This window comes from Flavobacterium frigidimaris, assembly GCF_002217275.1.
In the GTDB taxonomy this organism is placed as follows: Bacteria; Bacteroidota; Bacteroidia; order Flavobacteriales; family Flavobacteriaceae; genus Flavobacterium; species Flavobacterium aquidurense.
On sequence record NZ_MUGV01000011.1, the window covers coordinates 1 to 26702 of the forward strand.

The 26702-nt window shown below is 33.7% G+C and carries 19 protein-coding genes; 10 read left to right on the plus strand and 9 right to left on the minus strand.

Annotation, left to right across the window (positions count from 1 at the left end):
- Nucleotides 1-367: 367 nt before the first annotated feature.
- Together B0A65_RS05370 and B0A65_RS05375 are read right to left on the minus strand one after the other, a co-directional pair.
- Entirely contained in the window at nucleotides 368-1639 is a 1272-nt protein-coding gene (locus B0A65_RS05370; protein ID WP_083370432.1) for a glucuronyl esterase domain-containing protein, read from the minus strand.
- Nucleotides 1640-1802: 163 nt separating this feature from the next.
- On the minus strand, nucleotides 1803-2546 hold the full coding sequence (locus B0A65_RS05375) for a CBM96 family carbohydrate-binding protein (RefSeq protein WP_083370431.1): 744 nt from the start codon (nucleotides 2544-2546) through the stop codon (nucleotides 1803-1805).
- A gap of 322 nt (nucleotides 2547-2868) precedes the next feature.
- Here B0A65_RS05375 and B0A65_RS05380 point away from each other — a divergent pair, with 322 nt between their 5' ends.
- The 3 genes from B0A65_RS05380 (at nucleotide 2869) to B0A65_RS05390 (ending at nucleotide 8641) form a co-directional block, all read left to right on the plus strand.
- Nucleotides 2869-6150, plus strand: a complete 3282-nt coding sequence (locus B0A65_RS05380; RefSeq protein ID WP_074659541.1) for a glycosyltransferase family 117 protein — start codon at nucleotides 2869-2871, stop codon at nucleotides 6148-6150.
- A 927-nt stretch (nucleotides 6151-7077) separates the two neighbouring features.
- Nucleotides 7078-7335: a hypothetical protein gene (locus B0A65_RS05385; RefSeq protein WP_074659540.1), complete on the plus strand. Its 258-nt coding sequence runs from the start codon at nucleotides 7078-7080 to the stop codon at nucleotides 7333-7335.
- A gap of 85 nt (nucleotides 7336-7420) precedes the next feature.
- Nucleotides 7421-8641, plus strand: coding sequence for a DUF763 domain-containing protein (locus B0A65_RS05390; protein ID WP_074659539.1), 1221 nt, complete (start codon nucleotides 7421-7423; stop codon nucleotides 8639-8641).
- A gap of 121 nt (nucleotides 8642-8762) precedes the next feature.
- Here B0A65_RS05390 and B0A65_RS05395 read toward each other — a convergent pair whose 3' ends face one another.
- Complete coding sequence (locus tag B0A65_RS05395; protein WP_074659538.1) at nucleotides 8763-9743, minus strand: aldo/keto reductase; 981 nt, start codon at nucleotides 9741-9743, stop codon at nucleotides 8763-8765.
- A 227-nt stretch (nucleotides 9744-9970) separates the two neighbouring features.
- On the opposite strand from B0A65_RS05395, the gene B0A65_RS05400 reads away from it, so the two are divergent.
- Both B0A65_RS05400 and B0A65_RS05405 read left to right on the plus strand, forming a co-directional pair.
- Nucleotides 9971-10867, plus strand: coding sequence for a helix-turn-helix domain-containing protein (locus B0A65_RS05400; RefSeq protein ID WP_074659537.1), 897 nt, complete (start codon nucleotides 9971-9973; stop codon nucleotides 10865-10867).
- Between the two features lie 24 nt (nucleotides 10868-10891).
- Complete coding sequence (locus B0A65_RS05405) at nucleotides 10892-12466, plus strand: Na+/H+ antiporter (RefSeq protein WP_074659536.1); 1575 nt, start codon at nucleotides 10892-10894, stop codon at nucleotides 12464-12466.
- A gap of 17 nt (nucleotides 12467-12483) precedes the next feature.
- Here the strand turns inward: B0A65_RS05405 and B0A65_RS05410 are convergent, their stop codons facing one another.
- The gene (locus B0A65_RS05410) at nucleotides 12484-13257 is read right to left on the minus strand and encodes a TIGR03915 family putative DNA repair protein (protein WP_074659535.1); all 774 of its coding nucleotides are present in this window, start codon (nucleotides 13255-13257) and stop codon (nucleotides 12484-12486) included.
- A gap of 5 nt (nucleotides 13258-13262) precedes the next feature.
- Nucleotides 13263-14522: a putative DNA modification/repair radical SAM protein gene (locus B0A65_RS05415; protein ID WP_074659534.1), complete on the minus strand. Its 1260-nt coding sequence runs from the start codon at nucleotides 14520-14522 to the stop codon at nucleotides 13263-13265.
- Nucleotides 14523-14822: 300 nt separating this feature from the next.
- On the opposite strand from B0A65_RS05415, the gene B0A65_RS05420 reads away from it, so the two are divergent.
- From B0A65_RS05420 to B0A65_RS05435, 4 genes are all read left to right on the plus strand, one after another.
- Nucleotides 14823-15386 (plus strand): DUF6642 family protein, encoded by a 564-nt coding sequence (locus B0A65_RS05420; protein ID WP_074659533.1) that lies wholly within the window; start codon nucleotides 14823-14825, stop codon nucleotides 15384-15386.
- A 2-nt stretch (nucleotides 15387-15388) separates the two neighbouring features.
- Nucleotides 15389-16309 carry a helix-turn-helix domain-containing protein gene (locus tag B0A65_RS05425; protein ID WP_074659532.1) on the plus strand — a complete coding sequence of 307 codons (921 nt, stop codon included), beginning with the start codon at nucleotides 15389-15391 and terminating at the stop codon, nucleotides 16307-16309.
- A gap of 69 nt (nucleotides 16310-16378) precedes the next feature.
- On the plus strand, nucleotides 16379-16579 hold the full coding sequence (locus B0A65_RS05430) for a hypothetical protein (protein WP_074659531.1): 201 nt from the start codon (nucleotides 16379-16381) through the stop codon (nucleotides 16577-16579).
- Nucleotides 16580-16617: 38 nt separating this feature from the next.
- A complete protein-coding gene (locus B0A65_RS05435) occupies nucleotides 16618-17190 on the plus strand; it encodes a pentapeptide repeat-containing protein (RefSeq protein ID WP_074659530.1) in 573 nt (190 codons plus the stop codon).
- Between the two features lie 131 nt (nucleotides 17191-17321).
- On the opposite strand, the gene B0A65_RS05440 is transcribed toward B0A65_RS05435, so the two are convergent.
- From B0A65_RS05440 to B0A65_RS05455, 4 genes are all read right to left on the minus strand, one after another.
- Nucleotides 17322-18887: a DUF5123 domain-containing protein gene (locus tag B0A65_RS05440; RefSeq protein ID WP_074659690.1), complete on the minus strand. Its 1566-nt coding sequence runs from the start codon at nucleotides 18885-18887 to the stop codon at nucleotides 17322-17324.
- Between the two features lie 28 nt (nucleotides 18888-18915).
- On the minus strand, nucleotides 18916-20718 hold the full coding sequence (locus B0A65_RS05445; protein ID WP_074659529.1) for a RagB/SusD family nutrient uptake outer membrane protein: 1803 nt from the start codon (nucleotides 20716-20718) through the stop codon (nucleotides 18916-18918).
- Nucleotides 20719-20735: 17 nt separating this feature from the next.
- Nucleotides 20736-23906, minus strand: coding sequence for a SusC/RagA family TonB-linked outer membrane protein (locus B0A65_RS05450; protein WP_242670238.1), 3171 nt, complete (start codon nucleotides 23904-23906; stop codon nucleotides 20736-20738).
- A 654-nt stretch (nucleotides 23907-24560) separates the two neighbouring features.
- Nucleotides 24561-25727: an MFS transporter gene (locus tag B0A65_RS05455; RefSeq protein WP_074659527.1), complete on the minus strand. Its 1167-nt coding sequence runs from the start codon at nucleotides 25725-25727 to the stop codon at nucleotides 24561-24563.
- 102 nt (nucleotides 25728-25829) lie between these two features.
- Here B0A65_RS05455 and B0A65_RS05460 point away from each other — a divergent pair, with 102 nt between their 5' ends.
- The gene (locus B0A65_RS05460; protein WP_074659526.1) at nucleotides 25830-26663 is read left to right on the plus strand and encodes an AraC family transcriptional regulator; all 834 of its coding nucleotides are present in this window, start codon (nucleotides 25830-25832) and stop codon (nucleotides 26661-26663) included.
- Nucleotides 26664-26702 lie beyond the last annotated feature (39 nt).

Here is a 26702-nt window from a genome sequence, read left to right on the forward strand (position 1 = left end):
TCATAAAACTATTTTTTTTCTTATTTCTAAATTTAAAGATCTTTTTTTACTACAATCGAATAATGTAGTGAAAATTATGAAATTTAAGAATCGTAAAAATATAGTATGATTTCCGTTAACCGTGGTATTATTTTATCAATACCTTGTGCTAAATTTAAAGTTGAGTTAAATTTTCAATTTATGCTGAAGAAGAAATAGCGTGAATTGAGTAATTTTTAAAATTACCTACAGAAAATAATTTACATTACCTGATTAACTCTTTTTTGAAAAGTGTAAAGTTATTAATAGAACACGAATCTAGAAGTTATCCGTAATTGAAATTTAATCTTTTTTTAAAGGCATTAATTCGATATAAATAATAAGTGCATCACTTCTTATTCCAATTCAAATTGGCAAATGCTATAAATTGTTCCCAATCATAAGGGAAAATATCGTGTTTACCCGAACGCATATAATATCCTAATGTCCCAAAAGCAGGTTCATTTTCTTTTGGAAGTAACTGGATGGGCAATGGTTTTTTACCTAAAAAATCATAAACAGGACTAACCGCTACTGCTCCTAAAAACTCCCCATATGGATCACAAACATAACCTTCTTTAGCACTTGCAACCAACAAAGGTCGTGGTGCAATCAAGGCCATCATTAAATGTTGGTCAAAAGGAATCGTAGTATCTTTGTGATTGAATTGCTGAAAATTAGTGCTGAACCAATGCGGAAAAACACGGCAAATTTGAGCGATGTCTTCTTCATATACGTGATGGTACAATTTTGCGCCACCCGCGCCAGATTCATTGCTAATTACCATACCAAAGCGATTATCGGTTGCTCCTGCCCACAAAGCGGCTTTCCCCATTCTAGAAGTTCCCATTACAATAACTTTTTTATCATCAACATCTTTGTCGGTTTCTAAATAATCCATAGCACGACTCAAACCCCACGCCCATGCTCCCATCGTACTCAAATTATCAGGTCTATTCATCAATTCGGGATACAAGGTTTGAACGCCAGTTTTATATCCTTCTTTAAAATCTGGTGCAATATCACCTGCGTAAATGGTCGCCACACCATAACCGTTTTTCAAAATCATTTCTAACGGCCATTGTTTGGAAGCAATTCCTCGTGTAGAACATGTCGCTTTATTATTTATAACGCCTTTAGTTTTACTATTTACCCAATCAGTTGTAATTGCAATATTTTTGTCGTCACTAACTGCTTGATTGCCATTAAAATTGAGACCTAGAAAAATTGGCGCAGATTTTATATCATTTGGTGTGTAAAGTAAAATGCTCATTTGTTGGCCCGTTTCTGTTCCTTCAAACAATACTTTAATTTGTTTTCGTGTAGCAAGACCATTGAAAACTGAATTATTATCTTCGGTAATGACAAAGCGCATATTAGCTGGTTTATCAGGCATTTGACCATACACCTGTGTGGTGAAAAAATCGAGTAATTCTGGTCGGCGTTTTTTAAACCACTCTTTTTTCGACTGTACAATTTTTCCGTTATTCAATTGTAACGGATTACTAATCATGCTCATGATTTTAGCTTTTCCAATTGTATCTTGTGCCGAACTTACCTCACAATTGTAAAAGAAAGCTACCACTAAAAAACAAATAAATTTCAAGGTGTTTGTTCTCATTTTATTCTAACTCATATTAAATTTTTATAAAAAAAATCGCTCAGATGGATCTATTATTGATTTGGCAATACTGCTATAAATAGTACGCCCCTAGGGAGCTTAAACTGCTATGGTCAACATTTATTGAAATAGTTATGTTATTAGAAAACTTAAAGCCTATTATTTAAGGAACAATTATCTTTTTATTGAATTTCTGATTATCAGACGACTCTATAACTAAAAAATAAGTTCCTGATGACAATCTGCTCAAATCCAATTGTTGTTCTTCTCGACCAGAAAAACTAGGGAAAGGAAACGATTGTCCTGATAAACTTACCATGCTAATTTTTGTCAAATTTTCACTTAAATTTTTAGAATGAATTTTTAATATATTGTTTTTAACTGGATTTGGATAAACCAAAAAAAATTCTTCTGATTGTGCAAATTGATCCGTTCCTAAATTCGTCTCTTCTTCGTTTAAAATTAGTACGGGTTGATCTGTAGCATTCTCTTTACTAAAAAAACTAACCGAACCATTTTCACTTTTTAAGGCAATTGACAAGAAATCATTATCATTTGCAATTACCTCTTTAATTGCAGTAGTAATATCTAAAGTATACGTCGTAGCTCCTTTATTAATCGAAATTGTTCCTATTTGCTCGTCTAATTGCGGTGCGTTGATTCCATTAATTTCACTTTCTTTCCAATCGGCAGTAGTGATATGGGCAGATAAGGTAGCAAAATCAGCTGTGCTTGCAGTCAACCTCAATTTCGCATTCTCAATCCTAGTAAAGTCTAAGTCTTTCAAATCAATTTTTAAAAATGATTGATTTTCGATTCCATCAATTTGTCCCACTTTTAAGTTTGTTGATGAGCCTGAATTAATGCTACTTTTTCCGCCGTATTGAATGAAAGAATCTTCGATAATTTTTAACTCTTTCTAAGCGTTCAATGCCATTTTAAACGGTGAAGCTGGTAAATCTGCTGAATTGTCCAAAGTGCAGTATGGATCACGAGACCAACCGTAAGCAATATAAGCTGGTTTTGCAACGGAATTACTTTCTATAGAAATTTAGGCTAATATTCCATCAAAAATTAAACGATTCACTTTTGTATTCCAAAATATCAATAAAATTTACCTTCTTTAGTCTTTTTACTGATCTTCACTTTTATGTTAATGCTCATTTCTTGAAACAATAAAACATTTTCTTTGTAGAATAGAAAATATACAAAATTTTTAACATCAAAATATGACACAATTCAATTTCAATAAATGGAATACAATTATTGGTTGGTTTGCATTTGCAATCGCTTTAACTACTTACACACTGACTGTTGAACCTACTATGAGCTTTTGGGATTGTGGCGAATATATCGCTACAGCCGCTAAACTAGAAGTTGGTCACCCACCGGGAGCACCTTTATTCCAGATGATGGGAGCTTTTTTCGCCATGTTTGCTATTGATAATCAACATGTCGCATTGTTGGTAAATATGGTGTCTGTTTTTTCTAGCGCCTTTACTATTCTTTTTATGTTTTGGTCATCTTCTATGATTTTGAAAAAAATTGTAGCTCGTTTTGCAGAAATCGACCAAAACAATTCAATTGTTATTTTAGGAAGTTCATTTGTTGGTGCATTGGCCTATACTTTCTCTGATAGTTTCTGGTTTAATGCCGTTGAAGCCGAAGTTTACGCGATGGCATCTTTATTAATTGCATTGCTTTTCTGGCTTGGTCTTCGTTGGGAACAAGATATGGACCAGCCTAAAGGAAATAGATGGTTGTTAATCATTTCACTTGTTATTGGGCTTTCTTTTGGAGTTCACTTTATGGCTTTGCTAACAATTCCTGCAATTGGGTTTCTATATTATTTTAAACATTACGAAAAAGTTACTCTTAAAAATTTTATTATTGCGAATGCTGTAGTAATCGCGATTTTATTATTCATTTTCAAATTACTTTTACCGTTAACAATGGCTTTCTTTGGAAAAACCGAAGTATTTATGGTAAACAGTTTGGGACTTCCTTTTAACTCAGGAACCATTTTTGTTGCTTTACTTTTTATTGCTTTCTTTTATTTTGGATTAAAATACACGAAACAAAAAGGATTAATTTTCTATAACACTATTATTCTTTGTGTTTTATTTATTTTAATTGGATTCTCTACTTGGATGATGCTGCCTGTTCGTGCAAACGCAAACACTGTAATTAACGAAAATAAGCCATCAGATGCTACAGAGGTTTTAGCTTATTACAATCGTGAACAATATGGCGTTAATCCATTGTTTTATGGACCTCAATACACGGAAGTATTTGCTGGACTTGACGAAAAAAATCCGTATTTGGACAAAAAACCTAACTACGAAAGAGATTATAAAACAGGTAAATACATCATTACCAACAATTATAAAAACGCAGATCAAAATTCTGACGACAATCAAAAAACGATTCTACCAAGAATGTGGAGTACTGAAACGGGACACATTCAAAACTATATCAATTTTACAAATCCTCCTGCGTTTAAAATAAATCCAAATTATGCTTATGAAGAGGATTTAGCCGAATATGGAATTGATGCTAGTCAGTTAAGTGAAGAAGAATACAACAAAGCGACTGCACAATTGCGTAATGAAGTTGAAAAAACGGTTTCTGAATTTAGAAAAGCTTACGCTCAAAAACAAATTGACAACGAAGGCTATGTTAAATTCTTAAGAAGCTATAGCAAATATTTAATAATAGAAAAACCGTCCACTGTAGACAATTTCAGTTTTATGTTCGAATATCAATTTGGATACATGTACTGGAGATATTTAATGTGGAACTTCGTAGGACGTCAAAGCGATGAGCAGGGTAAATATGATAATCTTGACGGAAACTGGATCAGCGGAATCAAAGCTCTTGATTCCTTACACCTTGGTTCTCAAGACAATTTACCTTCAGATGTTTTAAACAACAAAGGAAGAAATGTTTACTTCTTCCTTCCTTTTATCTTAGGACTTATTGGAATAATGTATCACGCTAATAAAGACCTTAAAAGCTTTTACGTGCTTTTAGCCTTGTTCTTATTTACTGGTATTGCATTGAAAATTTATCTAAACGAAAGACCTTTTGAACCTCGGGAGAGAGATTATGCACTTGTAGGATCCTTTTATGTGTTTGCGATCTGGATAGGTTTTGGAGTTTACTCCTTATACGAAAGTATCCAGAAATTTATTACTCCAAAAATTGCCGGACTAATTATTATTGCCGGAAGTTTGTTAGCAGCCCCTATTTTAATGGCATCTCAAAACTGGGATGATCACGATAGATCAAATCGATATACTGCTGTTGCATTTGCGAAATCTCTTTTAAGTTCTTGCGACAAAGACGCTATTTTATTTACTATTGGAGACAATGATACCTTTCCATTATGGTATGCCCAAGAAATCGAAGGCTTTCGAACAGATGTTAAAATGGTAAACTCAAGCTTATTTATGACTGATTGGTATATTGACCAGATGAAAGCAAAATCATATGAATCAGATCCATTACCAATATCATTCACTCATGATGAATATGTGGGCGATAAACTTGATTACGTAATGCACCTTCCAAAAGTTGAAACACGCTGGAATATCAATGACTTTATTAGTTTTATTAAAAATCCAAAATCGACTGTAGGTTTACAAAACGGACAAGAAATCCATTTTTATCCAACCAATAAAATCAGAGTTCCCGTTGATAAAAAACTAATCATACAAAATAAGGTTGTTAATCCTAAATACAATGATTCTATTGTACCTTATATGGATATTGACATTAAAGGAAGTGCGATCTACAAAAATCGTTTGATGATGCTTGATATATTAGCAAACAATAACTGGAAAAGACCAATTTACTTTAGTGGTGGTGCTTTTGACGATGAAGATTATTTATGGTTAAAAGATTACTTACAATTAGATGGAATGGTATACAAATTAGTCCCTGTTAGAAATGTTCCTTCAAAAGATGGCGGACCAATGGATATGGGACAAATTGATGCCGACAAAATGTATGATATTGTAATGAAATGGGATTGGGGTAACAGTGATAGTGATAAAATATACCATGATCCTGAAACAAGAAGAAACAGTATAAACTATCGCACTAATTTATCTCGTTTAAGCGATCAATTAATTGCAGAGGGCAAAATAGACAAAGCTAAAAATGTAATTAATTTAGCAATGACAAAATTACCTGTGGATAAATACGGATACTATTCATTGGTAGCACCGTTTGCAAATGGATATTACAAAGTTGGAGAAACTGCAAAAGCACATGACTTGCTTAATAAACTAGTTCAAAAATATAAAGAGAATTTAAATTATTACGCAACATTGACGACAGGAGATCAAACCGATTTAGCAATGGATATTATCACTGATATTGAGCGCTACAGAAGTCTTTTACAAGTTATGGAACATAACAAAGACATAACATTATACGAAAAACACAAAATTATTTTTAATACTTATGTAAATGTTTTTGAACGTTTTGGACGAGAAAAAGAATAGAGTCCATTTGAGTTCATACCTTAAAGTCGGTAAAGAATAGATTAATATTACATCAAATTAATTTCCATTTCTTAGATATTTATAATGCATTTGAGTACAAGCAAGATACAAATTGATAAGTAGCATTATAAATTGGAACCATGCCAAGTTGTAGATGCACAAATCCTATAATTCAAGCTATTTGACTTCTATGTTATTTACAAAATTTAGGGATTAATTACAGCTCGATTCTTGTTCGATAATAAGTAATACTTAGTAAAATGTTGTGTTGGGTTTAAAATAGATACTTTATAATAACTTATAAATATTTGTTAGTATCCTTTGACTTTTGTAGTAGCAGGAACGTGAATCTAACCAATGTGACTTTAATTCTCTACAAATAATCTATATGGAAAACATTCGCCGATCTATTTTGCAGATGTTTTATAAAACTCTCACAATCATAACCCCATTCATCTAGTTCAACCCCAGATATGTTGGTCATCAAAAGGGAGGATAATAGTGAATAGAGTCAGATAAAAAAACTTTCTTAAAAAAAGTAGACAATGCATTTTAATTTTTTGAACATTTCAATTATGTATTATAAAATTGAAATATATGAATCTCTAATCTCTTAATTATTTTTTAAGTAAATTAAGTAATTTCATTTAAAAATTCGACATTTGCCCTGCGGATATATTTTTTAAATCATCAAAAAAATGGTTCGAAAATTGTCCCTTTAGGGCTACAAAAAACAAAACCCTAATCATCAATTTATTAGGTTTTTTTATTGGAATTATTTTCTTACTATATAAAAAATTACAGTAAATAATTAAGCCATAACTCTAAATAATTAAATATCTTTAATACTTTTTAGTAGAATGTTCGGAAAATTAGCATCCCGAAATTTCATAATAGAAAAATCTAAAAAGTTAACACGTTATAAATATGGACATAGTTAAATTTAAAATCACATCAAAAACTATAAAAGTAGAAGTACGTAATTCTAATAATTATGTTTTTAATTTTAATACTGCTTTAGACATTGCAAAAGAAGACAAAGATGTTTTATTAAAATTATACCATGCCTTAGATATTCTTTTTAAGAAAGAAACTCCGCAAGAAGTAAAAAACTACATTTCGCCTAACCAGACCAATATATTGGATCAGATTTCGGCTGTTGACAATTTAGAACAGGATAAATAAACAGTTCCAATTTGTAACATCTTTTCAACCCAACCGGCATTTAAACGTATTTTAGTTATTTTTGTATAAATACAAATCCCACTAAATGAAGCGTTCCGGCACAGCAGATCTTCCATTACACTATGGTCATGTTCCATTATGGCTTGCTGAACGTATGTCGAAACTTGGCTTTGCCATTGTAGAAACGATTGCTATGGAATTTTCCACATCCGAAGTAATCAGTAAACTAAGTAATCCTTTTTGGTTTCAAAGTTTTGGCGCTGTGATGGGAATGGACTGGCACTCATCGGGAATTACAACTTCTGTACTTGGGGCATTAAAAAAATCTGTAAATCCACATTCAAAAGAACTCGGAATTTATATCTGCGGAGGTAAAGGCAAGCATTCCATAGCCACCCCACAAGAACTTCTATTTGTTGGCGAAAAAACAGGCCTTGATGGAAATAATCTTGCGAATTGTAGCAGACTTACAGCCAAAGTAGACAATACAGCCATTCAGGATGGATTTCAACTGTATCAGCATAATTTTATTGTTGACAATAAAGGACAATGGGCCGTTATTCAACAAGGAATGAACCCTAACTCAAAAACGGCAAGGAGATATCACTGGCATTCGCAGGATTTAAAGTCTTTTATAAACGAACCCCATACCTTTATTTATGGCGAAAATCAAGGTACTATTTTAAATCTTACCGCTGAGGCGGCGACAAAATCTCGAGAAGGTATTTTAGAATTATCAAAAGAATCTCCAACAAAAATCATGAAAGAAATGCAGCATCTTTCTATGCCCGCGCATCATGATGTTAGAATGGAAGATGTTAATATGAAAAGGCTCGGCGCAATGCTTTGGACAACTCATGAAAACAAACCCGAAGATTTTCAGGAACTTTTGCTTTTAAAAGGAATGGGACCGAGAGCCCTGCAATCGTTAGCATTGGTTAGTGAAATCATTTACGGCACTCCTACCCGCTTTGAAGATCCTGCCCGTTTTTCTTTCGCTCATGGGGGAAAAGACGGACATCCGTTTCCTGTTCCGATAAAAATTTATGATGAAACAATCGATACTTTGCAAAGAGCCATTAATCGAGCTAAAATTGGAAATAATGATAAAATAGAAGCTATTCGCAAATTATCTGAAATCTCAAGAAAAGCAGAAGAAAGTTTTACACCCAACACTAATTTTGACGCCTTGATTCAAAGAGAGCGCGACGAATCACACAAATATGGCGGAAGAACTATTTTTGGAGAGGCTAAACCTCCCAAAAGCAAACCTTCAAATCCAAATAATCAATTGGAATTGTTTTAGGATAATTCAATGGTAATACATTTTACAATAAAAAATTTACTGTAGTTGTTTATTGCCTGACCTTTAGATCTTTTTATCAATAAACAACTACAATAACTGATTTGTTTTTCAAAATTTTAAATTATTTCCCTACTGCTTTTTGAAGATGAGCAGGATAACGATCTCCTTGTATAGTAGTTTGAGAAAAAGCATCGTCAATTTTTCTGACATCATCTGCACTTAGATGAATTGAAGCTCCTCCAATATTTTCTGTTAATCGGTGTGATTTTGTTGTTCCTGGAATTGGTGCTATCCATGGTTTTTGTGCTAAAAGCCAACCTAGTGCAATTTGTGCGGGAGTGGCATTTTTTTGAGAAGCAATTACAGATAGTAAATCAATCAATTTTTGATTTGCTTTTCTGTTGTCTTCACTAAAACGAGGTAAATTATTTCTGAAATCCGTACTTTCAAAACTTGTATTTTCAGTAATTGCACCCGTTAAAAAACCTCTTCCCAATGGACTAAAAGGCACAAAACCAATTCCTAATTCTTCAAGTGCTGGTAAAATTTCCAACTCAGGCTCGCGCCACCAAATTGAATATTCGCTTTGCAAAGCAGTTACCGGTTGAACCAAATGTGCTTTGCGAATAGATTCAACACCCGCTTCTGAAAGTCCAAAATATTTTACTTTTCCCTCCTGTATCAAATCTTTAACAGTTCCCGCAACATCTTCGATAGGAATATTTGGATCTACTCTATGTTGATAAAATAAATCAATAACATCTGTTTTTAAGCGTCTTAAAGATTCCTCCGCTACAGCTCTAATATTTTCTGGTCGGCTATCTTGTCCGTTAAGAGCGTTTCCATCTTTAAAACCAAACTTAGTCGCGATGGTCACTTCTTTTCTAAAAGGACTCAAAGCTTCTCCAACCAATTCTTCGTTGGCAATACCATAAGCTTCTGCCGTATCAAAAAATGTAATTCCCTGTTCGTAAGCTTCCCTAACTATTTTTATCGCTTGCTGTTTGTCCATCGCAGTACCATATGCAAAGCTTAATCCCATACAACCTAATCCTAATGCAGAAACTTCTAATCCCTGTGTTCCTAGTCTTCTCTTTTCCATAATTTTATATTTTAATTCTTTAAACCGTATTTCAATCGCGAATTATTTTTTTAATCCTAAATTCTTGCATCAAGAAAATAATGACACTACAAATTTCCTTTTATATTGAATACTTTCCGTAATACATATTACTGTAATTATTACCATTTTTACTGATTTGAACAATCACACTAACTTCTTAATAATCTGAATACTATATTTGTGTTATAAATTTAAAGAATCCAAAAATGGAACACATTATAAAAGTTGAAAAAGTTTCGCAATACAATGATCTTAAAGGCATTGAAACACAACATCCATTAATAAGTGTTTTCGATAATTCTAACACAAAAGCATTGCCCAACAATTGTCGCATGCATTTGGAATTGTATGCTGTTTTCTTGAAAGGTGGAAAATGCGGCGAATTAAAATACGGACGCAATAATTATGATTATGATGATGGAACAATGGTTTTCATTGCGCCTGGACAGGTTATAGAAGTTAATAACAAGGATGATTATCAGCCAACAGGAATGGCGCTTCTTTTTCATCCTGACTTAATAAAAGGGACATCTTTAGGAAAACAAATAAGTCACTATTCTTTTTTTTCATATGATTCATTTGAAGCGCTTCATCTATCTTTGAAAGAACAGCAGATTATTATAGATTTACTTCATAAGTTAGAATACGAATTAAGTCAATCCATTGACAAACACAGCAAAAGCATTATAAGCAACAATATTGAATTAATGCTTAATTACTGTGTTCGTTTTTATGACAGGCAGTTTATCACACGCGAAAATATCAATACTGATATATTATCGAAATTTGAAAATTTGCTAAAAGAGTATTTTGCGACTGAAAGCGTTCAGGAAACTGGCCTACCATCTGTTGGATATTTTGCAGATTGCTTGCATTTATCCCCAAATTATTTTGGGGATTTAATCAAAAAAGAAACGGGTAAAACTCCACAGGAGCACATTCAGTTAAAATTAATTAATTTGGCAAAAGAAAGAATCTTTGATACCGATAAATCGATTAGTCAAATAGCATTTGAACTCGGTTTTAGATATCCGCAGCATTTTAATCGAATGTTTAAAAAAAACACAGGTTATACGCCTAATGAATACCGAAGCTTAAATTAAAAATTTTAATTGTACATTAGACAGATGCTGGACAACTTTCCTTTTTATTTGGGTATTATTATAGTTATTTTATTACTGATTATGTTGGCTAATAAAATAAAAGTCGCTTATCCTGTACTCCTCGTATTGGCTGGATTGGCGATCAGTTTTATTCCAAAAGTGCCAATTATTCAAATTGAGCCTGACCTGATATTTTTCATCTTTCTTCCTCCGCTTTTGTATGAAGCCGCATGGACTGTTTCTTGGAAAGAAATGTGGCGCTGGCGTCGTATTATTACCAGCTTTGCTTTTGTTGTCGTATTTCTTTCGGCACTTTCTGTTGCCTTGGTTGCGAATTATATTATTCCGGGATTTTCACTTGCGTTAGGATTTTTATTGGGTGGAATTGTATCTCCGCCAGATGCGGTAAGTGCCGGAGCAATCTTAAAATTCGTCAAAGTTCCCAAAACAATTTCATCTATCCTCCAAGGCGAAAGTTTGTTGAATGACGCTTCTTCTTTGATTATTTTCAGATTTGCAATGGTAGCTGTTGCAACAGAACAATTTATATTTTACAAAGCAGCAATAAGTTTTAGCTGGATGATTTTTGGCGGAGTTGCTATTGGATTGTTAATTGGATTTCTTTTTATGAAAGCCCACAAATACTTGCCGACCAATGCGAATGTCGACATTGTTTTGTCTCTTCTTACGCCTTACATTATATATCTCGCTGCTGAAGAAGTGCACAGTTCAGGAGTATTGGCCGTAGTAAGCGGCGGTTTGCTTTTAGCGAATAACAGGCACCGATTTCTGAGTAGCAGATCTCGCATACAAGGAATAAATGTCTGGGAAAGCCTTTGCTTCATTTTAAACGGGTTGGTTTTTATGTTAATCGGGTTGGATTTACCACAAATCACCGCCGGATTAGAAGGTGTCAGCCTTATAAAGGCAATTGGATATGGCGTCTTAATCACTTTTGTTTTAATCATAAGCCGAATCGTATCCTCATACGGCGCTGTGATTGTAACATTAATTGCCCGTAATTTTATTACTGTTGCAGACAGAAGACATCCAGGCTACAAAACTCCTTTTATATTGGGCTGGACCGGAATGAGAGGTGTTGTTTCATTAGCAGCTGCATTATCAATTCCGGTGTATTTGAATAACGGAAATGGTTTTCCGCAACGCAACCTGATTTTATTTATCACATTTATTGTGATTCTTTTGACTTTGCTAATTCAGGGATTGACCTTGCCATATTTCATCAGAAAAATTAACTTGACAGATATTTATGATCCAATACCTCGCGATGAAGCATCTACTATTTTGCGAAAAGATTTGGCAGAATATGCAATTGATTATTTAAAAACAAATTATAACGATAAATTAGAAACGAACACTTCATTGCAGCAGCTTATTCAAAAATTAGAGCATCACAGTAAAGGCATCGATGACGAATCCATAGGAACCGAGCTCAAAATTATTTACCTTGACTTATTAGATCATCAAAGACAATGGTTGCTCAATAAAAATAAAGAAGATAAAACACTTGACGAATCCATCATTAGAAAAGAGATGTATTATCTAGATCTTGAAGAAGAAAAAGTGATTCATTCTTAAATATAATTTTCTCTGTATTATTTCAAATTTGGAATTTTCTCAATCAGATGTTTCCAATATCTTTTTGGCATATGCTTCATATGAAGTTTCATATTTTTCCTTGACTCGATATTCACGCTATTGAAAAAACAACGCCACAGATTCTGAAAAAATTCTTCTTGTTCATCGCATATTTCAGCTAAGAATTTAGAAGAATTTGATTCAGCATTAAATTGCAATTCTATAGTCGAAACATTTTCGAGATCATAATAAATACCATATTTACGCTTTGCATCATATATTAACCAACGCTGGTCGGCGTAGCGTTTTTTAAAATGGTTTTCTATAACGGGCAAAACATCGCAATCCGGCTCAACGATGGCATAATATAAATTATCTTTTGTGAGTTTAAAACGAACAAATGCTTCCATTCGATGTGCTTCTCTTCTGGTCAATCTGGCTGCTTTTCTTAAATCCCATACCGCACTGTTGCTAAAATCTCCTTCAATATTTTTTGAACTTGCCAAGGCATATTTGGCAAATTGAAATAGGATCTGTTCAATCTCATCCATATCAGAAAAAAAAGCTTTATAAAAATCTGAAAATCCTCCTGCCGAAAGGCGTTTTTTCAGTCCGCTTAAAACCCGGTTTGCTTTTTCGGAATCGGTCATTACATTATGGTGCGTTGCAAAAAGCAAAGCCGCAGAAGCCTCATTTTTGGCAAAAACAACATCATCAAATTTATATTCATAAATTTCAAATACCGCTGTAAGCCAGCCTTCAAAAGTTCCGTCGTAAATTACCTGTATCATTTTGTTTAAAATAAAGCAAGTTGATTCGAGAAGTCATTTTTATATTTACTGTTTTGCAGATTTAAAATTTGATCTTTGATTTGAATCGAAGTTAAATCCCGCTGTAATTGAAATGGAGTAGCAAACGCCAGAAAAAATTTGGCACGTGTATAAGCAATTCCTAATTTTTTTAAATCGTCCGGAAGTAGTTTTTTATATTGTCTCGCTGCAACAATTTTTTTGGCGCTCAAATATCCTATTCCCGGAATACGCTTTATAAGTTCTAAATCAGCAGTGTTAACATCAACCGGAAATTGGTTGAGGTTTCGCAAGGCCCAACCCAGTTTTGGGTCGATATCAAGATCAAGATTGGGCTGGTTGTGACCCACAATTTCATTTACTTTAAATCCGTAAAAACGAACTAACCAATCCGCCTGATACAAGCGATTTTCACGTATTATAGGAACAGGTGTTCCAATAGCTGGAAGTCTGCTATCATAACTAATAGGCACGTAACCGGAATAATAAACACGCTTCATATTCATCTTTTCATAAAAATAATCTGCCATGCCCAGAATTTCCAAATCGCTTTCTTTTGTTGCGCCAATAACCATTTGGGTGCTCTGACCTGCCGGAGCAAAAGTGGGCGCTTTATAATTCAGTTTCTTTTCTTCTTTATGACCAACAATTTCATTTTTCAGGTATTCCATTGGCTTAATCACATCAATATGATTTTTATCTGGTGCCAATAATTTCAAGCTTTGTTCCGTTGGCATTTCAACATTTACGCTTAACCGATCTGCGTATATTCCAGCTTGTTTCATCAATTCCTCACTCGCGCCCGGAATAGCTTTTAGATGAATATATCCATTGAAATTTTCTTCCAAACGCAATTTCTTTGCAATTCGAACCAAACGTTCCATTGTATAATCGGGATTGTCAAAAATACCGGAGCTTAAAAATAATCCCTCAATATAATTTCGTCTGTAAAAACCGATTGTAAGATCAACCACTTCCTGCACTGTAAAAGCAGCGCGCTTTACATCATTGCTTTTTCTGCTGACGCAATAGGCACAGTCGAAAATGCAATGGTTCGTCAATAAAATTTTTAGCAACGACACACAACGGCCATCTTCTGTATAAGCATGACAGATACCATATCCTTTAGCATCTCCAAGTCCTTTATCTTTATTCTCACGTTTGCTTCCACTAGAGGAACATGAAACATCATATTTCGCAGCATCGGCTAAGATTGCCAATTTCTCCATCACTCTCTCGTTTACCATTTTGACTTGTTTTTATTTAATTTGGAAGTGTAAATTCAGTACTTCAAAATTAGTCGTTTGATAGAAAAAAGGGATGAAATTTGTTGTTCTAAATTGTATCTATTTTATGTATTTCCAAAACTTTTATTCTCATTTTGTCTGAGAAAAAAGTGATATGTATTCGATAAACAAACAAGATTGCAAAAACCACGTTAAAATTGCTAACGTGTAACAGTTTTTCCACATAAAAAAATACATTTGTCAAAACGAAAACAAAGAGCGTCTTTTCACCACTCACCCTGAACCTGAAAGTGTACTGTTATGGAGCATGATAAATTTATTTTCTGTCTGGAAGGTGTTCCTGATGTTGATACTTATTTGGAGACTCAAGTAGTTAAAAACTTAGAAGAAATTGCCATTGATCAAGGCATTGCCAGCATCTATAAAACCTGTGACACCATCGAAGGGCTGGAGGAAAGCTTAAATGTGCTGCTTTATGAAGATCATAATTTTAAGGATTATGAAATCATTTATTTGGTAATGCCCGGCGAACCTAACAACATCTGCCTTCATGACTATTATTATAGTCTCGAAGAAATAGCAGAACTTTTTGAAGGTAAAATGAAAGGTAAAATAATTCATTTTGCTAATAAAAAGATATTAGACCTGAAAGAAGACGAAGCACAATATTTTCTTGATATTACCGGTGCCCGTGCGATTTCGGGCTATGGATCGACTTACAACAAAATAGCTAGTAGCAGCACTATTGATAAAGCTTTCTTTAGCTTGTATCAGGACAATGACGACCTTACTGAAGTTGTTGAAGAATTGTACCAAAAACATTACGCCCTTTGTCAATTGCTTGATTTTAGACTTTATTATTAAAGATGAAAAAACAGGCAAACGAAAAAATAAAAACATACGGAGCGAAAGGATTTCGGGAACGATTTCTTGGCGAAGAGAATCCAATACATTTATTATTCAAATCAAATTCAGACCATTTTTTTTGCTTGAAAATCGAAGAAATGATGGGGCTGCAATTTCCTGTTCCGCCTTCTAAACACAGTTGTCACACTATTATTTTCATAACTTCAGGAATTCATAGTATCAAAATTGGTTTTGAAGAGTACTATACGTATTCTAACGGAATTATAGTAGTTCCGGCGGGTCAGATTTTTTCATTAGAACATTTAAATAATAAACATGTTGGTTTTGTCTGTCAATTTCATCCTGATATTTTAATTGGAAAATATGGTGGAAGCGAAATGATTAATGAATTTGACTTTCTAAAAATTGGCGGTAATCCAAAAATTCCTGTTTCAGAAACTGACTTTCTTTTTTTTATCAATTTATTCAATCGCCTTCAACATGAATATGTTACGAGCGAAAAAGCCAATTTAGAAATCGTTCAATCGTATTTGATGGCTTTGTTCTGCGAAATGAATAAAAACAACATCAAAACAACAAAGGACACTAGTGCTGCAACGGCACTCTCGTCGAAATTCAAAGCACTTATTTACGATCACATTAAAATAAATCATCAGGTAAATTATTATGCTTCGCTTTTGAATGTAACACCTAATCATTTAAATAAATCTATTAAAGCAGCTACAGGTAAGTCGGCAACCAAATGGATTGATGAAACCATAATGCTTGAAGCAAAATACCTACTCTATCAAACTACATTTACTGTCAGTGAAATTGCGATGCAGGTGGGTCATGAGGATCAGTCATACTTCAGCAGATTCTTTAAAAAACATGAAGGTACAACTCCTGTTCAGTACCGAAAAATGATTGATAAATCCTAATTATTGATTGCGAAATCCTATCAACTCCTAAAGCATTTCATGAAATTTGCGTCATAAAAAAACCGATTTATGATTCATGTTTTTAAAACTTCAGTTGATACAAAATCGAAATTAGAATTTGCCACAGCATTGCTTACGGAATTACTACCACATGCCAAATGGAATTTTGATCTTGAGGACTGTGATAACATTTTACGAATTGATAGCGAAAAGGAAATTTCTGAAACAGTATTACAAAATAACATTTTTGATTGTATCGAATTAGAATAAACTACATTCAAATCCGCCCAAAACCTCATCTCATTATTATGGAAACTACCGTACACCAAAACAAAACTTTTGACACAATTGATTATTCGGAACAAAAATTATCAGATAACGAATTTGCAAATTGTGAATTCATCAACTGCAATTTTTCCAAAAGTGATTTTAGTGCTATTGATTTCTTAGATTGTACATTTAAGAACTGTAATCTTTCGTTAGCAATCCTTAAGAATACCGGACTTAAAAACATTCAATTTATTGGCTGCAAATTAATGGGATTAGATTTCAGTGCCAGCAATAGCTTTTTATTTTCAATGCGTTTTCAGGACTGCCTTTTGGATTATTCTACCTTCATTTACAAAAAACTAAAGAAAACTAACTTTATCGATTGTTCTTTAAAAGACGTCGATTTCTCAAATACGGATTTATCACTTGCCATTTTTAAAAATTGTGATTTGGCCAATGCCACTTTCGTGGAATGTATCCTGGAAAAAACAGATTTTCGTTCTTCGAGAAATTATGCTTTTGATCCTTCTGAAAATAAAATCAAAAGAACAAAAGTTTCACATGCTGCACTTGCTGGATTATTGGAGAAATTTGATTTGGATATTGAGTAAAATTCTTTTAACTCTGACCATTAAATGAATACAGACAGAGGCAGATTTAAATGTTATTTTGTTTTAAAACAATAAAAAAGGGATGCAAAATTGCACCCCTTTTTCAACTAAATCTAAATATTACAATTTTCTTATTTTATCCAACGTGGATCACCAATTTTTTTATCAATAATCGTTTGATTTTTAACTGTAAAGTCACCAGTAGCAGCACTTGCAAATTGTGGATCTAATACAGTTGCTGAAGTATCAGGTCTATTGTTACTACCTGCTAGCTGTAAATTAGGCGAATTAAAATTATTATTGTTTGAAAACACCGGCGCAGCAGTTGCAGTTGAGTTTGTATAAACTGCTGATCCCACCGCAAGCAATGTATTTCGCACTGTGGATGTATTTGAAATAAAACGCAAATACAAAATTCTACTTGCCAATGGTAATGCAGGACTATATATAGTACATGCGTCAATTAATACATTACTTGTTAGACCAGTTCCTGTCAATCCAGCTGCAGCATCTAAACGAATAAAGTCACGTGATGAACAAGTATCAAATGTACTTTTTGTCAAAGAAATACTTGCAACATAAGTAGTTCTAAAATCGATAAAATCAGCTGATCCTGCAGTATTTACATTTTTAACAACACTATTGTCAACAGTAAATGATTTTAATTTTGCAGATGCATTTCCGTACATTAATTGAGAAGGAAAATCATGAACATTACAGTTGCTTATTAAAACATCTCCTAATTGTGTCGTAGCCGCTGCACTAATTGCTATTGCCCCACCGGCTAAACCCGTTCCATTTAAATCTAAATCGATTAGAGAAAAACTAACCACTTCAGCTGCATTGTTAGGATTATTAGCCAAAGTGAAATTCACTTTTAATTTTGATTTGTCAGCTGTTCTCAAACCTCTTAGTGTTAATGTTTTATTTATAGCTATTAATCCGGTTTGAGCTGTATAATCACCCGGCATAAAAACTAAAACAGAACCAGAAGGCGCATCAGTAATCTTTTGGAATAAATTATCTTCTGGTTTAACCAAAATACCTGTTCCAATATCGATTCCTGTAGTAAAAGTCACTACACCTCTTTTCTTCGTTCCGTTTAATAAAGTAGCAGTATAAGCTGTTTCACCAGTAAGTCCGGTTACTACTGCAACACCTGCTGTTTTTTCTGCAGCCGTTATTACATGCGTTATGTTCCCGGGAGCAACTGTAATTTGAGTCACACTACTATTTGGTACCCATCTTAGAGTAACTTGTTTAGCATCGATATCTGCTGGTTGCACTGGAAAGAAAAGTTGCTCTGATAAAGTTGTTGCAGATGTTACAGACCATTTTGAATCTGCTAAACCATTTGTCACTGCTTTAACACGTATAGCATAAACAGTTTCTCCTTCTAACGCTACAGATAGCGGCAATTGAGAAGCAGTAACTTGTAGTGTTTTATAGATTGTTTTAAATTCAGTATCATCAGCACTAAATTCTACCGTATAATGATCTGCAGCTGGATTTACTGTCCAGTTAAGCTCAACCACAGTTTGGTTTTTGACTTTTGCGGTAAGTGCGATTGGAGAAAATTCTCTTGTATTACCTATACCATCCAGCAACCCTTCATTATAACTTTCGCAGCTTGAAACTGCAATTGTAAGTAGTAATGTGGCTATTAATCCTTTTAATATATATTTTGTTTTCATCATAATAACTTTATTAATTTTTTCTAAGATCTTAATAACCATAATCATTAGTTAATTGCCCATTACTTCCATCAATAAATACTTGCCAGATTGGCCAGAATTGTCTGTTGTCAGGATTTACACCTGCTTTATACAATGAGTTTATCTTAGCATCTGCTGCTGTTCCTGTCCATGTCCAGACAGCAGCTGAATAGGTTGCTCCCGGATTTGTGCTTTCACCTCTGTTTAATCCGTAAATATCAAGAGATACATTATCAGCTTTTAGTTTATAGTACAAAGTTGTCGGTACAGTAGCGTATTCACCTGTACGTGCAGATAAGTTTGTCATTTTTTGTTTAGCCTGATCTAATTTTACTTTAAGCAAATTCCAACGAATAAGGGCTTGCTTACGTTCCATCTCACCAGTAAACTCAAATTTATTTTCTTCAACAAGAGCATTAAACATCGCGTCTTTACTTGTTAATGCACTTACGTAAGCGTCAACTTTTACAGCCTGAGCTGCTGACGGGAAAGATCTTCTACGAACTTCTTTCAAATAAGGCGCAGCTGCACCAGGACCTTCTAATTCGTTTGCTGTTTCAGCAGCAATAAGAAGAACCTCAGCATAACGCATATACATTTTATTAACTCCATCATCATTAGTAGAAGTCACATAACGTTTCATCCATTCGTAACGATATTTACCAAAATACCAGGTATCTAATGTTCCTATTTCTTGTTTAGCGATATTATTAACTGCTGCACCATATTTATAAGGAACACAAGTAACATCTCTACGAGTATCAACTTGATCATAGTCATAGAAAACAAATGGTAACGGACCTGCTACACCTCCACGGTTAGCTCCGTTTGCCTGAAACTGATCACTAGCAGCCGTGTGTTTTACAGCGAAAGTAAATAACATTCTACCACGTCCGTCAGCGAAAGGAAGCTCCCAAAGCGATTCTCCTCCGGCAGTAGTATTTTCCTCATTGTATTTTCTCCATAATCCTTCGAAAGTAGATTCTAAACGAGCAGAACCACTTTGAATTACTTCACGAGATTCTCTTAATGCTAATGCATACATATTACCAACTGAAAGTTCCGGATCAGTACTTCTTCTAACTCCGTCAGGATATTGTTGAAAACCACTTGCTGCCAAAGCCAAACGCGCTCTGAATGCTTTTACAAAAGCTTTATTTACATGTTCTACAGTACTTGTATAGGCAGTTTGGTTAGGCCACGCAACCAATGTTGATGCTTCTCCTAAGTCTGCAATTAATTGCTTATAGATAACATCTCTACTTGATTTAGGTAAGTATAAAGTGGCCGTACTTATAGGTTCAAAACGAGCCGGAACATCTCCCCAAGATTTAACTAAATCAGCGTAGTAAATAGCTCTTAGTGTTAAAGCTTCTCCTAATAACTGACCCATTTCTGTTCCAGGTAGTGGATTTCCATACTGGCGAATACCCTTAATACAAATGTTAGCACGTTCAATACCTGAAAACATCATTGAATAAGCATTATTCGTAGTATTCATTTCCGTATTAGTTGGCTTGGCATCGTAAACACACAAATCTGCTTTATCACCTGCCGTTTGCGAAGTATTATACCATTCTACATCCGTATTTAATCCATAATAAGGTAAAAAACGTCCTCTATAAGAGTTAGTCTCAGCAAATGGTACTTTTATTCCATCAATCGCGCCTGATGCAAGTCCAGCTGTAGAGAAAATCAAAGACGCATCTAATGTTGATTCTGCGGGTGCATCTAAATAGTCATCTTCAAATTGTTGGCAAGAATTGAATAAACCCGAAATTATCAATCCAGCTATTATTATTTTATGTTTCATTTTGTAATAATTTAAAATTAGAAATTAAGATTCATCCCAAAAACCATTTGTCTGCTTCTTGGATAAGGACTTGAATCAACCCCAGGTGTAAGTGGATTTTTTCTTCTTGTTGAAACTTCCGGATCAGAACCTGAATAGTTAGTCCAAACAAAAACATTGCTTGCTGTCAGATAGAATCTCAACTTAGAAACTCCAAGTTTAGACACAAACATCTGAGGGGCTGTATACCCTAACGTTAAAGTATTTAATCTTAAAAATGATGCATCCTCAACTGCCCAATCAGTAAAGATAGCGCTACGCATATAAGGAGACCACATAGTTGTATTAGCATTAAGACTTGTTAAGGCAACAGGATCAGTTACTAATTGACCTGAAACAGGATCTAAATTCGTCCATCTCTTTCCATCAGCCATAGTAGAATTTAAATTTTTATATTGTCCAGAAGCTGTAGATGTCGAAAATTCAATTTTATCAGCATTATATACTTCATTACCAATACTCCAGTTAAAAGCTGCCATTAAATCGAATCCATAAGCATTTCCATTGATTACAAAACCACCAGAACTTTTAGGATTAACATTACCAATTACGGTTTTGTCGTTTATATCTACTTTACCATCACCATTAATATCTTTTAATTTCATGTCTCCAGGTTTAATAGAACTTCCGTCACCAACTAAAGTAGTAGCAGTACTAACTACGCCACTTTTTAAAGTATATTTTCCTGCGGCATAATCAAAATCTGAAACTTCATATCTTCCATCATTTTTGTAACCGTACATAGTTCCTAAAGAAGAACCAACCTCGATTAGATAATCATCTCCAATTTGTGAAGAAGCCCAACCAGTAGCTGCTCCAAAATTATTCATAACTCCTAATGAGTTAATACGGTTTTTGTTTATTCCCATATTGAATGAAAAATTCAATCCGTATTTAGCTTTTTCAATTGCAACTACATTAATAGTAGCCTCGAAACCTGTGTTTTGCGTTTCTCCCATATTACGGTACTGAAAATCATATCCAGATCCCGGAACAGGAAAATTAATTAACAAGTCACTAGTAATATTTTTATAAACATCAAAATTACCATTTAAGCGATTTTTGAAAAACCCAAAATCCAAACCAAAATTTTGAGTAACTGTTGTCTCCCATTTCAAATCAGGATTGGGCATTGTTTTTGAAGGCGCCCAAACACTAGTAACTCCATTGATCCATGTCGTTGCTGTAGATTGAAAAATCTGAATTTGTTGGCCAACAGGTATGTTATTATTTCCCGCTTCACCGTAACTAGCTCTTACTTTTAAAAGATCTATCCAACTTTGACTTTTTAAGAAATTCTCTTCAGAAATTTTCCATCCTGCTGCAAAAGCCGGGAAATATCCCCAACGATTCTCTTCTAAGAATTTACTCGAGCCATCTGCACGAAAAGTAGCCGATAATATGTAGCGATTTTTGTAATCATAATTTGCACGTCCAAAGAATGACAATAATTTATCATCCGGGCTGTAATAGTTATCAACAGATTGTGGTGTTCCCTGAGTTGTTAATTTTTTTGCTTTATCAAAATCAAAAAACTTAGGATATCCATGAATAGTTGTAGTTACAGCATTTGAATTATATGTAATGTTTTCTTCTCCTATAAGAGCAGTCAAATGATGATCTTCTCCCATTATTTTTTTGAAATCATAATTCAGTGTATTTGCATTTCTAAAACGTCTGTCTTTAGTATCCGTCATAATCATTGCTGGCATACCCTGTAATGTGCTTACCGGAGCATTCGCTATATAATAAGTAGTTAACCCGTAATAACGATAATCTAAAGTGTTAAAATTATCAAGACCTAAATCTACTTTCAGTTTTAAATTTTCTGCAATCTCCCATCCAAAACTTCCTAACATATTAAAGTTCTTGCGAAATTGCTGACGATCATTATCAGAAACAGATGCAAAAGGGTTTACCAATACTTCTGAACCGTCTCCAGTTGTATCTTCTGAAGTTAAACCTGCTACCGGAAGCGGTGCATAACCAACAATAGTACGCATACGTGAATCTGATGAAGATTTTTCATTTTGCTCATTTACACCACCACCATTAATCTCAGCATCTGAATAGCGCATGGTAAAACCAACATCAACTCTATCGCTTATTTTACTATTTAAAGCCAGGGAAAGGTTATTTCTTTTATAATCAGAACCAATCATAATTGCTTTTTCATCATAATGAGCGTAATTAAAATTATAATTGATCTTATCACTTCCTCCTCTAATACCTAAATCACGACTTTGAACCTCTCCTGTACGTCCAAAAATTTGTTTTTGCCAATCATCTCCCTTTAAACCTTTGTACATATCGTGATCTTGCCAATTTCCAAAATACTTAGTATACGAAGACGGATCAGAAGCTACTTTTGTCCCTGTTTGAGAAAGTAAAGCATATTCGTATTGCCATTTAGTATAATCATCAGGAGACAAAACATCAATTTGATTGGCCATTGTTTTCATACCGTAAAACATATTAAAGTTTACAGCAACTTTACCATCTTTACCACGTTTTGTTGTGATGATAATTACCCCATTTGCACCACGTGATCCATATATGGCAGTTGATGCAGCATCTTTTAAAACAGTCATTGAGTCAATATCAGATGAAGAGATATCATTCATACTATTTACCGGAAATCCATCTACAATAATTAAAGGTGAAGCGTCCTGAGTAAGAGAACCACCTCCACGAACTCTAATTTTTATATCCGCATCCGGAGAACCCTCTGCAGAAGTTACCTGCACACCGGCAATTCGACCTGTTAAAGCTTCAGCGACATTTGCCACCGGGACTTTTTTCAAATCGTTACCAGAAATAGTAGAAACTGCACCTGTTAAATCAGATTTCTTTGTTGTTCCATATCCAACAACAACAACCTCATTCAGGCTATTTGCGTCTTCACCTAATGCAACATCAATTTTAGTCTTTCCTGCAACAGCAACTTCCTTCGTTTTAAAACCTATAAAAGAAAAAATCACAACCGCTTTAGGATTAGTAAGTTTTAATTTATAATGCCCGTCAAAATCTGTAGAGGTACCATTTTTTGTGCCCTTTTCCAGTACGTTTACTCCTGGAAGGCTCATCCCCGTGGCATCATTTACTGTACCCTCCAGTGTTACATTTTGCGCACTTACTTGGTTGCTCATGAACAAGCACAATAAGAAAACAACTGCAAAACAACAATTTGTTCTTTTATTAAATAAATCTTTAAAATTCATGGTTTAGTGTTTAAGTTATTAATTGGTTTTTATTTTAAGTGGTTTTTTATTTTTATATACGCTCTTTTATAGGTGGTAAATTCTTGTCGACTCAGGAATAGCGAATTTTTTTAAAGTATAAATCTTAGTTTTTACTATATGTGCAACATCATGTAATCGATTACACAAACATAAATATTTTTTTTATATAAAAAATTAAAATTCATAAAAATTTCCTAAAAAAAATTACATATGAAAAATAAAGACGACTTTTTATACGACATGTGTAATTTATGTTATGAATAAATATTAAATATATTTTTATTATTTATACTAATGTTTCCTATTTGCTAAAAAAACAATCGATTACATAAACATAATTTAAAAGATTATCAGGTGTAAAAATCACACTTAAAATAATAAGTGCGCTTAAAAAAAATCATGAAATGAAGTAAGAAAATAGCACGCTTTTATAATACAACGACCTTCATTGGCATCACTCAGATCATTAACGAATGTTAAAAAACAAACAATATTGCGCACAAAAAAGCCCTTAAACTAAAATATAGCTTAAGGGCTTCTGCAACTTTATAAAGATCCTATTTATGCATTTTGCAACTGTAAAGAAGTTTTATGTTTTTGCATTAAAATCAAAGTTATAACCATTCCGACAGAAGCCATTCCGACACCAATAAGGTTTGGAGAAGCATAACTATAACCAGCTATTAAAGGTAATCCTCCCAAGAAGGCTCCTAAAGCATTCCCTATATTAAAACTCCCCTGAAGCGCTGCAGAGGCAATCATTTCAGCATCTTTGGCTGTTTTAATCATTAACATATTAATTGGTGCAATTACAGAAAACGAAATTGCGCCAGTCAAAAACGTAAAGAATAATGATATATATTGATTTGAAGATAAAAAATAAACCATAATCAAATCGATTACCATTACAAACAATAATGCCAGAACAGTAGGTGCCGGAGAGAATTTATCCGCCAATTTCCCTCCAAGGAAATTTCCGACTACCATCCCGAATCCAGCTAATATTAAAATATAGGAAACATCTTCTGGCGAGAACTTAGATACATTTATTAATAAAGGAGCGATATAACTGATCCAGGCAAATAATCCTCCAAAACCAATCGCCGTAATTCCGATGATTAACCAGGCTTCTGTTTTTTTGAAAAATAATAGTTGCGTTTTCATGTTGACATCACCACTTTTTTCCAAATTTGGCATCCATAATGAAATAAACAGAAACGTAAGCATTCCCACAATTGCAATTAATATAAAAGTATAGCGCCAGATAAAATGGTGTCCTATATAGGTACCAATGGGCACACCAATTAAATTGGCAATGGTTAAACCAGCAAACATTATTGAAATTGCCTGCGCTTCTTTTCCTTTATCAGCCAAACGGCTAGCAACTACGGCTCCTACTCCAAAGAAAGCACCATGGGGTAATCCGGAGAGAAATCGTGAAGCAAACAGAAAATTATAAGTTGGAGCAATGATCGAAAGAGCGTTGAAAACCGTTAACATCAAAGCTAATATTAAAAGCATTTTTTTTGGAGGAAAATTTCTTCCGATAATTACTAATAAAGGTGCACCAATAACAACACCCAAAGCATAAGCCGAAATTAAGTACCCGGCAACCGGAATGGAAACTTTCATATCTGAAGCAATATCAGGCAATAAACCCATCATGACAAATTCGGTTATCCCAATAGTTAAGCCTCCTAAAGACAAGGCAATAAGACTTTTTTTCATTTGTTTTATTAAGAAAGGAATAGATTTTCTATGACACAAATTTACATCAATACTACAAGAAATAAATTGTACATTTGTGATATAAACTTGTAAATTTAAGTTATGCCGAAATTAAATCAATTCAAGACACTGATGATTGATGAGTTTGAAGATGAGAAATTTCATCTTCCGCTGCATTCTCATACCTATTATGAAATCATCTATATCAAAAAGGGAAGCGGAATTCATCACCTAAATAACAATTTACTGCCGTATAAAACAGGCGATTTATTTGTAATTTCACCAGAAGATGAGCATTATTTCGACATTAAAAAAAGTACTCGATTTTTTTTCATAAAGTTTACAGACAGTTATTTTAACTCTAAACAGAACCTTACCTGCGACGAATTTTTAATTCACACTCCGGAAAGCTTCATGAGGAATAAAACATTAAAAGAAACCGTTCTTAAATTAGATGATCCCTGTAAAACTATATTAAAAAATACGATCGAAAATATTGCCGCTTACAATTGCAATACAGATGTTTCAAATTCACCCATTGTATTTTATCAGATTCTTTCGATTTTTGGATTAATCAAAGAAACGATGCGCGGTCTGAATCTTGTTGTAACAGGAAATTCCATTGATAACGAACAAATAACGTCTTATATTCATCAGCATATTTACAATCCAAAATTAGTTCAGATAAAAGTTATTGCCAATCACTTTAATATCGCTGAAACTTATTTTAGTGCTTATTTCAAAAGAACTTTTGCCATTAGTTATCGTGATTATATTCATAATCTGAGAACAACGCTAATAGAAAAACGATTCCACAATAATCAATTGCCTATTAAACAAATCGCTCATGAATTTGGTTTTACTGATGAAAGTCATTTGTCAAATTATTTCAAAAAAAGAAAAAACATGAAACCTACAGATTATAAAAAACTGTAGTTAGCGAAATCTTAAATAATCTTGGCACTTGAAAAAAAA

Bases quoted from the DNA above. Each gene is read 5' to 3' on its own strand.
- B0A65_RS05395 (WP_074659538.1), bottom strand. From the start codon at position 9,743: ATGGAAAAGAGAAGACTAGGAACACAGGGATTAGAAGTTTCTGCATTA.
- B0A65_RS05440 (WP_074659690.1), bottom strand. From the start codon at position 18,887: ATGATGAAAACAAAATATATATTAAAAGGATTAATAGCCACATTACTA.
- B0A65_RS05425 (WP_074659532.1), top strand. From the start codon at position 15,389: ATGAAAAAACAGGCAAACGAAAAAATAAAAACATACGGAGCGAAAGGA.
- B0A65_RS05435 (WP_074659530.1), top strand. From the start codon at position 16,618: ATGGAAACTACCGTACACCAAAACAAAACTTTTGACACAATTGATTAT.
- B0A65_RS05450 (WP_242670238.1), bottom strand. From the start codon at position 23,906: ATGAGCAACCAAGTAAGTGCGCAAAATGTAACACTGGAGGGTACAGTA.
- B0A65_RS05420 (WP_074659533.1), top strand. From the start codon at position 14,823: ATGGAGCATGATAAATTTATTTTCTGTCTGGAAGGTGTTCCTGATGTT.
- B0A65_RS05430 (WP_074659531.1), top strand. From the start codon at position 16,379: ATGATTCATGTTTTTAAAACTTCAGTTGATACAAAATCGAAATTAGAA.
- B0A65_RS05370 (WP_083370432.1), bottom strand. From the start codon at position 1,639: ATGAGAACAAACACCTTGAAATTTATTTGTTTTTTAGTGGTAGCTTTC.
- B0A65_RS05455 (WP_074659527.1), bottom strand. From the start codon at position 25,727: ATGAAAAAAAGTCTTATTGCCTTGTCTTTAGGAGGCTTAACTATTGGG.
- B0A65_RS05415 (WP_074659534.1), bottom strand. From the start codon at position 14,522: ATGGTAAACGAGAGAGTGATGGAGAAATTGGCAATCTTAGCCGATGCT.
- B0A65_RS05385 (WP_074659540.1), top strand. From the start codon at position 7,078: ATGGACATAGTTAAATTTAAAATCACATCAAAAACTATAAAAGTAGAA.
- B0A65_RS05460 (WP_074659526.1), top strand. From the start codon at position 25,830: ATGCCGAAATTAAATCAATTCAAGACACTGATGATTGATGAGTTTGAA.
- B0A65_RS05390 (WP_074659539.1), top strand. From the start codon at position 7,421: ATGAAGCGTTCCGGCACAGCAGATCTTCCATTACACTATGGTCATGTT.
- B0A65_RS05380 (WP_074659541.1), top strand. From the start codon at position 2,869: ATGACACAATTCAATTTCAATAAATGGAATACAATTATTGGTTGGTTT.
- B0A65_RS05410 (WP_074659535.1), bottom strand. From the start codon at position 13,257: ATGATACAGGTAATTTACGACGGAACTTTTGAAGGCTGGCTTACAGCG.
- B0A65_RS05445 (WP_074659529.1), bottom strand. From the start codon at position 20,718: ATGAAACATAAAATAATAATAGCTGGATTGATAATTTCGGGTTTATTC.
- B0A65_RS05405 (WP_074659536.1), top strand. From the start codon at position 10,892: ATGCTGGACAACTTTCCTTTTTATTTGGGTATTATTATAGTTATTTTA.
- B0A65_RS05400 (WP_074659537.1), top strand. From the start codon at position 9,971: ATGGAACACATTATAAAAGTTGAAAAAGTTTCGCAATACAATGATCTT.